16 protein-coding genes are annotated in these 12,747 nt (G+C 47.6%); 11 read left to right on the top strand and 5 right to left on the bottom strand.

Annotated features, from left to right (window positions below):
* The first annotated feature begins 4 nt into the window (after positions 1-4).
* A complete protein-coding gene (locus QXR61_06985; protein MEM3757689.1) occupies positions 5-184 on the top strand; it encodes a hypothetical protein in 180 nt (59 codons plus the stop codon).
* Positions 185-214: 30 nt separating this feature from the next.
* On the opposite strand, the gene ala is transcribed toward QXR61_06985, so the two are convergent.
* Positions 215-1,210: an alanine dehydrogenase gene (ala, locus tag QXR61_06980; protein MEM3757688.1), complete on the bottom strand. Its 996-nt coding sequence runs from the start codon at positions 1,208-1,210 to the stop codon at positions 215-217.
* A gap of 107 nt (positions 1,211-1,317) precedes the next feature.
* Entirely contained in the window at positions 1,318-1,590 is a 273-nt protein-coding gene (locus tag QXR61_06975) for a 50S ribosomal protein L35ae (GenBank protein MEM3757687.1), read from the bottom strand.
* 283 nt (positions 1,591-1,873) lie between these two features.
* Between QXR61_06975 and QXR61_06970 the strand changes: the two genes are divergently transcribed.
* Complete coding sequence (locus tag QXR61_06970; protein ID MEM3757686.1) at positions 1,874-2,047, top strand: hypothetical protein; 174 nt, start codon at positions 1,874-1,876, stop codon at positions 2,045-2,047.
* The gene (locus tag QXR61_06965; GenBank protein MEM3757685.1) at positions 2,028-4,400 is read left to right on the top strand and encodes a CARDB domain-containing protein; all 2,373 of its coding nucleotides are present in this window, start codon (positions 2,028-2,030) and stop codon (positions 4,398-4,400) included. Before QXR61_06970 ends, QXR61_06965 begins: the two co-directional genes overlap by 20 nt.
* Positions 4,401-4,479: 79 nt before the next feature.
* Here the strand turns inward: QXR61_06965 and QXR61_06960 are convergent, their stop codons facing one another.
* The 3 genes from QXR61_06960 to QXR61_06950 are packed head-to-tail and all read right to left on the bottom strand — an operon-like array spanning position 4,480 to position 9,362.
* On the bottom strand, positions 4,480-6,726 hold the full coding sequence (locus tag QXR61_06960; protein MEM3757684.1) for a DEAD/DEAH box helicase: 2,247 nt from the start codon (positions 6,724-6,726) through the stop codon (positions 4,480-4,482).
* Between the two features lie 17 nt (positions 6,727-6,743).
* Entirely contained in the window at positions 6,744-8,786 is a 2,043-nt protein-coding gene (locus QXR61_06955; protein MEM3757683.1) for a minichromosome maintenance protein MCM, read from the bottom strand.
* 24 nt (positions 8,787-8,810) lie between these two features.
* Complete coding sequence (locus tag QXR61_06950) at positions 8,811-9,362, bottom strand: hypothetical protein (GenBank protein ID MEM3757682.1); 552 nt, start codon at positions 9,360-9,362, stop codon at positions 8,811-8,813.
* Between the two features lie 177 nt (positions 9,363-9,539).
* Here QXR61_06950 and QXR61_06945 point away from each other — a divergent pair, with 177 nt between their 5' ends.
* From QXR61_06945 to rplX, 8 genes are all read left to right on the top strand, one after another.
* Positions 9,540-9,824: a MoaD/ThiS family protein gene (locus QXR61_06945; protein MEM3757681.1), complete on the top strand. Its 285-nt coding sequence runs from the start codon at positions 9,540-9,542 to the stop codon at positions 9,822-9,824.
* A 120-nt stretch (positions 9,825-9,944) separates the two neighbouring features.
* On the top strand, positions 9,945-10,409 hold the full coding sequence (locus tag QXR61_06940) for a 50S ribosomal protein L22 (protein MEM3757680.1): 465 nt from the start codon (positions 9,945-9,947) through the stop codon (positions 10,407-10,409).
* Positions 10,410-10,411: 2 nt separating this feature from the next.
* Positions 10,412-11,050, top strand: coding sequence for a 30S ribosomal protein S3 (locus tag QXR61_06935; protein ID MEM3757679.1), 639 nt, complete (start codon positions 10,412-10,414; stop codon positions 11,048-11,050).
* Positions 11,051-11,055: 5 nt separating this feature from the next.
* Positions 11,056-11,265 carry a 50S ribosomal protein L29 gene (gene rpmC / locus QXR61_06930; GenBank protein ID MEM3757678.1) on the top strand — a complete coding sequence of 70 codons (210 nt, stop codon included), beginning with the start codon at positions 11,056-11,058 and terminating at the stop codon, positions 11,263-11,265.
* Positions 11,262-11,546 (top strand): ribonuclease P protein subunit, encoded by a 285-nt coding sequence (locus QXR61_06925; GenBank protein MEM3757677.1) that lies wholly within the window; start codon positions 11,262-11,264, stop codon positions 11,544-11,546. The genes rpmC and QXR61_06925 overlap by 4 nt, the downstream gene beginning before the upstream one ends.
* Positions 11,546-11,872: a 30S ribosomal protein S17 gene (locus tag QXR61_06920; GenBank protein MEM3757676.1), complete on the top strand. Its 327-nt coding sequence runs from the start codon at positions 11,546-11,548 to the stop codon at positions 11,870-11,872. Before QXR61_06925 ends, QXR61_06920 begins: the two co-directional genes overlap by 1 nt.
* Before the next feature lies 1 nt (position 11,873).
* Entirely contained in the window at positions 11,874-12,314 is a 441-nt protein-coding gene (locus tag QXR61_06915) for a 50S ribosomal protein L14 (GenBank protein ID MEM3757675.1), read from the top strand.
* 11 nt (positions 12,315-12,325) lie between these two features.
* Entirely contained in the window at positions 12,326-12,745 is a 420-nt protein-coding gene (gene rplX, locus QXR61_06910; GenBank protein ID MEM3757674.1) for a 50S ribosomal protein L24, read from the top strand.
* The last annotated feature ends 2 nt before the right edge of the window (positions 12,746-12,747 follow it).

Here is a 12,747-nt window from a genome sequence, read left to right as displayed (position 1 = left end):
GTCGATGAGAAATGACATTGTGGAGAGCTACGTAATTAGATGCAGCGACGGCAAAATCGCAATTAAGATTCGTCTAGAAAAAATAGCCAGCTTGCTTCCAATTATTGAGGCATTTTTGATAAACTTTGATGATTACGCCATGCTATACGAGCCTACCCTTTTCCCCTCTCTCTTCTCCCTCTAGGCTAACCTAGGCCGATTACCGTATCGATGCTTAAACTAACTTGATTCTTTTACCAACTCCTCGCTCCGAGGCTCTTTTATAAACCATGTTTGCTGTAACAGCGTCCTGTATCGCCAGCCCGGTTGAGACAAAAACCGTTATTTCGCTCTCGCTTATTCTTCCGGGCTTTAACCCAGCAACTATTTCTCCAATCTCAGCCCAAACGTCGCCCTTAGAGATTGTCCCCATGCTTAAGGGGACATTTATTTCCCCGCTATGCGATGCTTGCTCCCAGTCGTCGACGACTATTTTAGCCCTCTTAAGTATCAATGGGTCTAGCTCCTCCTTGCCGGGCGCATCTGCACCTATGCAGTTGAAGTGCGCTCCAGGCTGAACCCACTCATCCATGACGAGTGGAGCCCTAGAAGGCGTCGTAGTCACGATTATATCGGCTCCCCTAACAGCGTCCTCAATACTTTTAGCTGCCACAACCCTACATAAATGCCCGTAGTTAGCTGTAGCCTCCTCTCTAAACCTTGTCTTCGTCTCCTCGCTTCTGCTCCAAACCCTAACCTCATCAAAGGAGCCAAAAACCTCTAGGAGAGCTGCCAGCTGCGTCTTGGCCTGAACCCCGGCGCCAACCAGCCCGACAACTCTCGAATTCCTTCTTGCGAGATATTTTGCAGCTATGCCTCCAGCCGCCCCTGTGCGCATATTGGTTATGGTTGTTCCGCTCATGATCGCTAATGGGAAGCCGCTTCTAGGATCCACGAGGATTATTACGGCCATAACCGTTGGCAGACCATGCCTCTTCTTATTTTCCGGATGGACGTTCACGACCTTAACAGCGGCTATATTCATCTCCTCTAGGTAAGAGGGCATCGCTCTTAGATCACCATTATATTTGCTGAAAAACAGGTATATTTTCGGCGGCATCTGAACCCTGCCAAGACCCTTCTCTCTAAAAGCTAGCTCAACAGCGTCCATAACATCCCTCATCAAGATAAGCCCTTTAACCTCGTCATCACTCAATAGAAGGGTTTCCAAAACACCACCCGCATCTAAAGCCTCATCAAACCAAAAATAATCATCACGATAAAAAAAATAACATTTTTGGAAAATTCAGCGAATCCAGCGGAGGCTGAGGCTGGCGGCTATCCGACTATTCTCACCCGCGTTCCCAAGGCTTGGCCCGGCAGCCCCCTCCTAAACCTAGCCCTCACAAGACCCTTATTTCCATGAGGAGCCACAATGACGCCGACAATAGTATTCTTCTTTCCGTCGGTCCAAGCAACCTTCCGACCGATTAGTTGGTTAGTCTCGCTACGCGACTTAACATTCGGAAACTGTAGTATGCATTCGCGCGGATACTGCTCTCTAGGCCCCAACCTGTAATTAACGACGATGCCAAACAGCTCAGACGCCAAGGCTAATCAGCCTCCGTACACAGCGCTTAACGCTAAAGTAGTAATAATGCTTGAAAAACATAAATTTACCCTTTACTCTGAGCAATTTACAACCGCATGATTTGCCAGCTCATATTATGGGGCACTTAAGCCAGATAATTTGGTGCAGATTAAAGAGTAAAACTGAATAAAATATTTAAGATAAAGAAGCAGTGAACTTTTTATTGTAAGTATGAGGGAGACGTATATTATGTCAAGAAAGTATCTTGTTTTTGCTGTGGCATTGTTAATTGGTGTTGCCTTGATGTCTAATGTTGCAAGTGCATGGTCCTCTGATTCAGATTGGATTTATATTGATTGGGATAAGAATGAGAATGGATCGCAAGATGATTGGAGAGATGTGGAGGAAGCGTACTATTATTACGATGAAGACTACTTGTACTTGAGACTAAAATGTTATGGAGTGCCGGGGCTCTGAGTGGAAGGTTGACACGAAGGTGAGTGATGCTCGTTATAAGTGGTTCATTAACACCACAATGCCGCTCTACATGAGTGGAGGAAATATTATTGGCGCAAGCTATCTGCTGTTTGTAGAAGATACAGATGATGATGGAATTGGTGAAATCTATCTATTAGAGGATATTGAGGGTGATGGAAAATTTGATGAGTATGGCCCCGGGCAACAATATGACTACAGGAACTATAAGGTAACCGATCCAACGATTGCGGACTTCAGAATAAGTGGCAATTACACAGATATGATGGTGAATTGGGCTTCTCTAGGTAATCCACGTTCTTATGGGTTGATGTGGGCAACTGACCAAGAGAACCCCAATCTAAATCAGGCCCCAACAACAGACCATCCAGACGAAGAGAGGGGGATAGTAGTCCACGACGTAGTTGCCGTAAGCCAACAGGCCAATGCAACCGAAGTAGAGCAAGGTGAAACAGTAAAAGTGTCTGTTGAGGTGAGGAATAGTGGGACTTGCAGTGAGTCCTTTGATGTAACAGTCTACTTTGGGCCGAAAGTGACTTGCGCTAAAAGAGTGGAGAATTTGGCTGCTGGAGCAACAACCGTTGTGGAGTTTGATTGCCCCACCGCTGGCGTTGAGCCCGGAACTTATATAATAAGAGCGTTTGCGGATTCTGCTGGCGAGATAGCGGAGATAAATGAGGAGAACAATTGGTGTACGGCTCAGGCTACTGTAACCGTGAAAGTTCATGATGTCGCCGCAATAAGTCAGACCACGAATGTAACCACCGTAGAGCAGGGTGGATTGGTTAGGATCGATGTTGTAGTCAAAAACTTTGGCAACTATACCGAGACATTCAACGTAACAGTATACTACGATAATACTCCAATAGATACAAAAACCGTCAACAGCTTAGATCCAGGCAGCGAAACAACAGTAAGCTTTGACTGGAACACTGCTGGAGTATCTCCTGAAACATACTTTATAAAAGCCTTCGCGGACTCATCTAGAAGGATAAGCGAATTTAATGAGAAGAATAATAACTGCACTGCCACCACCATCGTTACGGTGGCTCCGGCTCAGGCTCCAAGCATATCTGTTGAGAAAGCCCTTGTTAGAGTGGTTGATGGACCAGATCCAGCCATAGTAGGCCATAGCACCACATATGAGATAAAGATCCTCGTAGTAAACATAAACACCGGAAACGTCGAACTGGTGAATATTAATGTGACAGACTACATCTATGAAGGAGTGACATACGTAAGTCTCGAGACCCCAAGCAAAGGAGACGCCGAATATAGAACCGTCGATGGGAGACCGGTAATAGTTTGGAACATAACAAACCTTGACTCACCTGAAAACGCTACACTGACATTTAGCGTTACATTAACACCCAATGAACCTGGAATCTTTATACTTAATCTTGGTCAGAACCTTACAGCCGTCGGCAGAACCAAGGAGTATACAACTGTATCAGATACTGCCGATCTTAATGTTACGGTTTATGCGTATACTAGAGATGTTGAGGCTATCAGCCAGACCCCAGCGAAGTATACCGTGATTCAGGGGGAGACCATTGGAATAGACGTGGTTGTAAAGAATAGCGGAAACTATTATGCTGAAACATTCAATGTAACGCTCTTCTATAGCCCAGACCAAACAACATGGATGAAAATAGAGCCAGTACACACAATCAGAGTCTACAGCCTTGGAGAAAATGAAGGAACCACCATAAGGTTTGCGTGGAACACGAGTGGAGTTCCGCCGGGAACCTATTATATTCGCGCCATGGCCGATTCCGGCAGGGAATTGCCTGAAACCTATGAAGAAAACAACAACTGCACAGCAGCGACTACAATAGAGGTTCAGGTTCACGACATTGTGGCTGTACGCCAAAGCACCGATGTGACTAGCGTAATAAGAGGGGGGATAGTGAAAATTACAGCAGTTATAAGAAACGATGGAAGCAAAACCGAGACATTCACAGTAAGATGCTACTATGGAACACCGCTCACACCACCCATACAAATAGGCTCCGACCAAACAATGACCTTGGAACCAGGAGAGGAAGCGACACCAGAGTTTATTTGGGACACCAGCGACGTGGATCCCGGAACATACTGGATTGAGGTTCGAGCATTACCCGTAAATGACGAGATAGATACCAATGATAACACATGCACCACCGAAACACCAGTAACAGTAGTAGAGAAGATTCCGGTAGGCGGCGAAATAATCGTTAGCTCAAGTTTTAACGCTCCGGAAACAACAATAATAACCGAACCCATCATCGTCATTATTCTCGCCGCAACAATCTTAGCTTCAACAAAACTGCTATTGAAAACAAAGAGACACTAAATATTCCTTCCTCTCCTTTTTCCTTTTTTATCTCTGCTTAACTTAGAGAGCCGCCACAAAAAACCTTACACAATGTCACCTAGCTTTTGCCATAATACTCTGTCAGCGGCTGCTGCTCCTGCCTACTAGCCGCTTGGGTCAGCTTCCGCCACTCTTCCTGCGTTAGTGTTCCGCCAACCTGCTCCTTTATCTTCTTCGCTATCTTTGGACCTATGTACGGCAGCGACATAAGATTCTCTACAGATGCCTTTCTAAGATCTTCGATTGTTCTCAACCCAGCATTGTAAAGTATGCGCGCCCTAACCCGGCCTACGCCCTCAAGCCTAACCAGCGGAAGCAGCTCGGCTCTCACGCCATGCTCAACGCGCTCCATCAGCTCAGCCAGCTTAGAGAGTAGATCCCTATGGCCGAGCAGCTTCGCCAGCTCATATGATGCGTAGAGGAGCCATTTAGCGGTCTCGGTTAAATGGTAGAGGTCTCCGGGCTCAACCCCGAAAAACTCAATTATCTGATCCTCGCTGTACTCCTCTATCCAAGCATTTAAGACTAGGGCTGTTTTAACCTCGCCCAGAAACTCCTCGAACTCTATTCGATCAGCCCACTCGTCCGGAACATCGAACATGAATTCATCCCTATGCTCCTCAACGAAGAGCGCGATCTTATCGATCTCGCTAGAAGCCGGCCTAAGCCTGGGAGCCATATCAGGCGTACGCGATACCATGTGGAGGAAGCTAATGTCCGCTAGCTTCGGCGCCCTCCCCTTAAGCGCGTCGCGGATTATTATGGCTGAAACCGGGTCAATATATAGCTGCGAGACCCTTGCGCCGAACTCGGTTGCGCGGATGAAGCCGCCCTCATACTTTATCATGCCCTCATCGTAAAGGAACCTTAAGATCCTGTTTATTGTGCCCTTAATGGCGCCGATATCATATTGGTAGGCGTAAAGCGTCTTAGAGAAGAAGTCGTATACGCCCTGCTCCGAGTAGGCGAACTCGGACGCTATCGTAGCCAAAACATGGCTCCTTAAAACCCGTTCGACGCCGAGCTTAGACCATATCCGCTCAGGCTTAGCTAAAACAAAGCTCTCCATTAGATAGTCGCGCTCCTCCTCGGTTCTCGCCACAAGAACCGCCTCGCCAACATCATCGTATTTAGGTCTGCCAGCGCGCCCAACCATCTGCTTATACTCTAGGACGGATATGGGGTAGTAGCCGTAGCCCGGCTCATAGCGCCTATAATCGCTTATAATCACCATTCTGGCCGGAAGATTAACGCCGAAAGCCAATGTTGGAGTAGCCGTCAAAACCTTAATCTTCCCATCGCGAAAAGAATCCTCGATGATTTTCCGGTGTATCCCCGATAGGCCAGCGTGATGGAACGCAACCCCGTTTCTAACGAGCTCGGCTAGAAGATCGCTTAGCCTAGTCCTCTCGCCGGACGACAGGATCTCCTCAGCTATATTGTCCAGCGAGCGCTTAAGCGACTTAGAGAGCAAGGCGCCCACTTCAGGGGCAGCCTTCCTAGAGAGGTTTACAGCGTTCTTCCTCGAAGACGCAAATATAAGGGCCTGTCCACCCTGCTTGACGGCGTGCAGCGCAAGATTTATCGATAGATCTTTAACCAAGCGGTTTACTTTAATCGAGCCCCCATCCCTAAACTGTATCTCATCGTCTAGGAGAACCCCCTCGCGGAGCTTAACCGGCCTCCATTCAGTCGTTATCGCCTTGGCGCCAAGCCACTCCGCTATCTCATCGTAGTTTTTGACGGTTGCGCTTAAAGCCAGCACCTGTATGTTCGGGTTGAGCTGCATAAGCCTAGCTAAGACAACCTCAAGCGTCGGCCCTCTTTCAACATCGTTAAGCAGGTGAACCTCATCCGCAACCACAAGGGATATTTCGCTTATCCATGGAGCCCTATGCCTTAAAAGCGAATCGCACTTCTCGTTCGTTGTCACAATGATATCGAATCTTCCAAGCCAAGGGTCGCTGCTATCAAAGTCCCCTGTGCTTATGCCTACGCTCACATGTCCACCGTCGGGCTTACGGATAACGCTATACTTCTTAAACTCCTCATACTTTTCGTTCGCCAAAGCCTTCAACGGCGCCAAATACAGAACTTTACCATTATTCTCCAGCACATGTTTAAGCGCGCATAGTTCAGCAACCAAAGTTTTGCCTGAGGCCGTTGGGCTGGCTAGGAGGAGGTTTCGTCCCTCAAGGGCTCCAGCCTTTATGGCGTCGGCCTGGGGTGGGAAAAGCTCCCTTATACCTTCCTCCGCAAGAACCCTCTTCACTTCAGGATGAATATTTAGATCTTCAACCAGCAAGGCTGAAACCTTTACCGCTAAGTCTTCTTTAAGTATCCTGCCCTAGGCTCATATAATGTTCCTTCACGTATCATCTGCTGTATTAGCTTTTCCGCTTCGCTTCTAGCTATACCGTACTCGCTGCTCAGCCTCTCAAGGAGATCAGCCCTATTAACCATGCCGGACTCCTTCTCCATGTCAACGATTGTGCTGAGTATAACGCGCAGCTTATCCTGAACGCTTCTAGGCTTACCAACCATAATAATGTCTATATCAAACTTTTTCGAGGAAACATCTATGCCAACCTCCTCAAGCGACCTCCTCATAATATTTATGGCGGCCTCAGCATCCTCAGGCAAAACAACGTTTCTAAGCGCCGCGCGGGCCCTAGCCTCAGCGATCCTAACTAGCGCTTCGAGCTGGCGGGCTGTTATGGCTATCGGTGAACCTTCACCCTCGCTCGCCGAACGCATCTCCAAATAAAACTCTTTGAGACGCTCCATGGCTTCAGGAGTTAAAATCGGCCTAACATTATTTCTCGCATACGCAACATATTTTCTAAGCAGCTCCGGTGGGATAGGCGGCTCAACTGGAGGCGCCTCCTTAACATGCAGTTTAAGCATATGTTCGCTCATCCTTGAATCGAAATCCTTGTCCGGAACATCCCTTAAGACAAATATTAGGTCGAACCTCGACAGGATAGTTACGGGCAAAGAGATATTTTCCGCAACAGTCCTATATGGGTCGTATCTCCCAAGGGCCGGGTTGGCCGCCGCCAAGATGGCTGTCCGAGCATTCAGCGTGGCAACTATGCCGCCCTTAGCCACTGAAACCGTCTGCTGCTCCATAGCCTCATGTATGGCAACCCTATCCTCATTCCTCATCTTATCGATCTCATCTATGCAGGCGACGCCCTTATCGGCTAAAACAAGGGCTCCGGCCTCAAGGGTCATGCCGCCCGTTGGAGACGGTAAAACAGCCGCCGTCAAGCCCGCAGCAGTCGTACCCCTACCGCTGGTGTATAGACCTCTAGGCGCAATCCTCTGAACGTACCGCAGTAGCTGCGATTTCGCTGTTCCGGGATCGCCTACGAGGAGCACATGTATGTCGCCTCTAACGTTTATGTCCGGCAGGTGTTTGGGTACCCCGCCGAACAGGAGGTACATTATCGCCTCCTTAATATGCTCATAGCCGTATATTGATGGGGCCACAGACCGAATTATTTTCTCGTGAATCTTCGGATCCTTAGCAAGCCTGATTATCTGCTCCTCCTCTTCAGGACTTATAAGTAGGGATTCGGGTTCTCTTCCCGCAGCGTCAATATAGTTCGCGTCAAGGTAAAGCGTGAAAGCCCTGCTCTTACCGGTTCTGGGATAGGAAGTGGCCTCGGCGCTAACTATTCCGACAACGTAGACCCTGTCTCCCGGCCTAGCTGTGTCAACTATATCTTTGCCGATAACCCTAATGTCTAGGGAGCGGGGAGTCTGGCCCGGAGGAATATCCTCGGGGTACTCTTGAATCCTCAGCTCCTGGTAATCAATAAACTTAGACTTTTCGGGAATAAACTCGAATGGTCCGCCTTTACCGCAGGCCCTATTACTGCACTTGATTGGAAGCGTTAGGAAGGCGCCGCTCTGCGGGACATAAACCTCTGTATCACATCTCTTACATCTGAAAGCAGCCATGGTGACTATTGGCCTAACCGTTGACGCGCGCATTATTATGCCTTCAACCATAACGAGCCTGCCAATATGCTCGGATCCAAGCCTACGCAGCGGCGTTATGTGTGGTAGCCCGCGCACCCTAACCGTTATGCCGGTCTCTTTAATCCTCTCAGCGTATTCGGGAACCTCTATCTGCAGCTGGCCGAGAGCCGCGCTATTAGCGTAGCTAAGGTATTCCTGAGGCTTCTCAAGTATGCCGTCTGCGAGGCGTGGATCGACAACGAGGAGGTCTTCGAAGTCTAGGGTTAGCGATGTGGAGGCGCTGAGAGCCATTTGGGCGACTCTCTGGCGATACTTAGCGGTCTTAAACAATGAGCCGAATTTTTCAAGCGGATTCTCAACCACGAGCTCCGTCATGAGCGTACACCCCCATGTGAGGTGCTATATTATCTTCGACACCCATTCGTTAACGATCTGGCGTATGCTATCGAAAAGGCTCTTCTCCTCAAGGGTAAGGTTTTTAGGGGTCTGCCCCTCCTGCGTTGAAATAGAAGCTAATGATACGATTTTCCTGAGCCTGCAGTTAACTATGTCCTGCGCCAGGTTTTGAACATACTCATATTCTCTCATTTTCTCAGGGCTTGTCCTTGAAGCGGCCTTAAGATCATTAATTAAGCGTCTGAGCCTAGGATAAAAGTCTTCTGGAAGCGTTGCCAGCTGCCCAACAGACTGTATGCGTTCAGTCCACTGAATCTTATAAAGCTTAGCGGCATCCAACTCGCCTTCCCTAACTCTAACTACGCCATCCCTCTCAAGCTCTTTGGCAACCCAGAGCCTAACCTCGTATTCCTGCCCCTCCTCAAACGGTCCAACTGAAAAACCCACAAGGTCAATTTTAGGCGAACTCTTGACGGCGACAACCGTAACTAGGCTATTCTCAAACATGAAGTCTGAGTAATCGATACTGGAGCCAATATTTACCTCACCGGACAACACTTATACCTCTTAAGATAACCAACAGAATTAATCTCACCGGGATATAAAAAGATGATATACATTTTCCTTTAACTTTTCCTCAGAATCAGAAGAAGGATTCTAAAAGGAAAATTTAAAACCTAAGAGACTAGCAAAGTTTAAATCAATTACCCCGTATATCCTTTTTGAGGGTTCATGAGGGTTAAAGTTATTTACCTAGGTGTCGCCAGACACAAGGTTGGTAAGGGCGAGGAAGAGTATGACCTATCTGAGGGCGCTTCGCTCAAGGATCTGCTCGCAGAGATAGCTGAATCCCATAAGGCAATCAAGGATTTGATCAGCGGTGTAGGCGAAAACCCCGTAGACCCAACCCTACTAATAACCTTAAACGGCTCCGCGGTGAACTTAGCGAACATTGGACGCATAAGCCTTAGGGATGGAGACACACTGGCGCTTATGACTGTGATCGGCGGCGGATAGATAGGAGAAAGAAGGGCGCCGACACCAAAGGGTCTAAGCGTTTTATTTTGGTGTTAAGAGAAAAATTCTTATAAATAACTGTTGCATTTTCTCTTTCACTAATAACATGGTGAAGTATATTTGCCGGAGTGGGGATACTCAGTAACCGTTTACAACCCGGATACGATGGTTAGGGCGAGCGGAAGAGAGCTTAGAATATCGCCTAAAGCTGCCAGAGAGATCTGCGCAGCGATAAAAGATATGATGCTCGATGAGGCAAAAGAATACTTAAGCCAAGTTATAGCGAAGAAGAAAGCTGTCCCGTATAGGCGCTACAAGAAGAAGCTTCCGCATAGAAGGGGGTTAAGCGGAGCTGGGAGATACCCGGTTAAGGCTGCCTCAAGGATACTTGAGGTTCTTGAGAACGCTGAGGCGAACGCCGAATACAAGGGGTTTGATGTGGAGAAACTTAAGATAATTCATGCGTCAGCGTATCCCGGCGCTAAAATAAGGAGATATATTCCGCGGGCATTCGGCAGAGCCACGCCGAAGTTTGAGACCCTATGCCATGTTGAAATAGTTCTTGAACAAGTGAAAGAGGGATAGGCATGTCTTATGTTAAGCATTTTATAAGCGAGTCTATTAGAAAAGCCGAAATAGACGAGTTCCTTTGGAAAGAGTTCGAGAGGGCGGGTTACGGCGGAGTCAATATAACTAAGACACCCCTCGGCACAAACGTGGTCATATACGCTGTGCGCCCAGGGCTTATAATAGGGCGCGGAGGCGAAACAATAAGGAATCTGGCTAAGATTTTGGAGGAGAAATTTAATCTTCCAAACCCGCAGATATCGGTTGCTGAAATAGAGGTTCCGGAGCTGAATCCTCATGTTATGGCATCTAGGATAGCTGCTGCCTTGAGGCGTGGAATCCACTTTAGGAGGGTTGGCTTCTGGGCGTTAAATCAGATAATGGGCGCCGGCGCTCTAGGCGCTGAGATAACTATAAGTGGCAAGCTTAGAACTGAGAGGGCTAGAGCCGAGAAGTTTAGGGATGGATATATACCTAAGAGCGGGGAGCCGGCGATGAAATATGTTAGAAGAGCCGTCACACATGTTTATTTGAAGCCCGGAATATTCGGGGTTCAGGTCACCATAGTTTCACCGGAAGCAAAATTCCCAGATGAAGTGGAGCTTATTGAGGAAACTGCCGCTGAAGGCGAAGCCGACGTAGCCAAGTCAGGGGGATAATTAAGATGGCGATTCTCAGAGTCAAAGAGATTAGGCGCATGACCCGTGAGGAGCGCGAAAGGAGGCTAAATGAGCTGCGCGCTGAGCTGGCTAGGTTGAGGACCATGGTTAAGGCTGGTGGGGCTATTGAAAAGCCGGCTAGAATTAGGGAGATTAAGCGGACAATAGCTCGCATATTAACTGTCAACAATGAGGAGGATAGAGGATCTAAATGAGGGATTTATCTCACATACTTCAAGACGAGTTTATTGGTTTGAATGTTAGAGTCGTTAAGAGCACAAATCCTTCTTATGTTGGTTTACGCGGCAAAGTGATTGATGAAACCAAAAACACGTTTAAAATCCTCTGCAAAAATAATGAGGAAAAGATTTTAATTAAGGAGAATTGCATCTTTCACTTTACCTTACCTGATAAGACTGTTATCGAGATTGATGGTAAAGTTTTAATTGGACGGCCTGAAGATAGGGTTAAGAAAATAGTTAGGAGACGTTGGTGATGTCGTACACTATTAAGCCTCCTGAGAAGACATGCGATGATGAAAACTGCCCATTCCACGGCTCGCTTAAGATTAGGGGTAGGATACTTGAGGGTGTTGTTGTCAGCGCCAAAATGGAGAAAACGGTTATAGTTAGACGAGACTACGTGTATTATGTGCCGAAATTTAAGCGCTATGAGCGGAGACAAAACCGGATACCGGCCCACAACCCTCCATGCATAAATGCGACGGAAAACGATGTTGTGAGAATAGCCGAATGCAGACCAATAAGCAAGACAGTCTCATTCGTTGTGGTGGAGAAAATAGGTCAGAAAGAGGTGACTTAGAATGGCGGCAAAAGCTAAAACCAGAGGCTTACAGGCTAAAGGTGTTGGAAAACCTAAAACTAGGATAAGTAAGGGGATAAATGCAGGCTCAATAATCAAGTGCACTGATAATTCTGGAGCCAAGGAGCTCAGGTTAGTTCAAGTCATCGGATATAAGGGAAGACATAGAAGAGCCCCGGCTGCCGCTGTAGGAGACATTGTGGTGGTTTCCGTTAGAAAGGGCACTCCGGACATGCGTAAAAAAATATTCCATGCCGTGATAGTTAGGCAAAGGAAGCCTTACAGGCGCCCAGAGGGAATATGGGTTCAGTTCGAGGATAACGCCGCGGTTATTATAACGCCTGAAGGTGAGATGCGTGGGTCGGAGATCCGCGGCCCGGTGGCTAGAGAGGCTGCGGAAAGGTGGCCGAGGATAGCTAGCGCGGCGAGCATAATAATATAGGGGGATTATTAATGAGGAGTAAAACGATTAAGCCGGGTAAGCAGAGGAAAAGGCTTTTTCAAGCGCCCAACCATATCCGTGGAAAAATCCTTTCGGCTCACCTATCAAGCGATCTCAGAGAAACGTATGGCACAAGGTCTCTTCCAATTAGGAAGGGGGACACTGTTAGAGTTCTTAGAGGGGACTATAAAGGGGTTGAGGGGAAAGTTGTGAGGGTTGATAGAAAAAAGTATCATATATTTATTGAGGGTATAACCCGTCAGAAAGCCGATGGAACAACCATCTTCGCTCCGATCCATCCATCTAACGTTGAGATTATACGCTTGAATCTAGACGATAAGTTTAGGAAAAGAATATTAGAGAGGAGAGGCTTTATTGAGGAAGCTAAAAAGCCTGAGGAAACGCCTGTAAGCGAGGTTAAAGGTGTGTAAAG

It is taken from the genome of Candidatus Bathyarchaeia archaeon (genome assembly GCA_038882715.1).
Taxonomy (GTDB): domain Archaea; phylum Thermoproteota; class Bathyarchaeia; order Bathyarchaeales; family DTEX01; genus DTEX01.
Note: the sequence above shows the minus strand (reverse complement) of the source record. Positions and strands in the feature narration are given on the sequence as shown.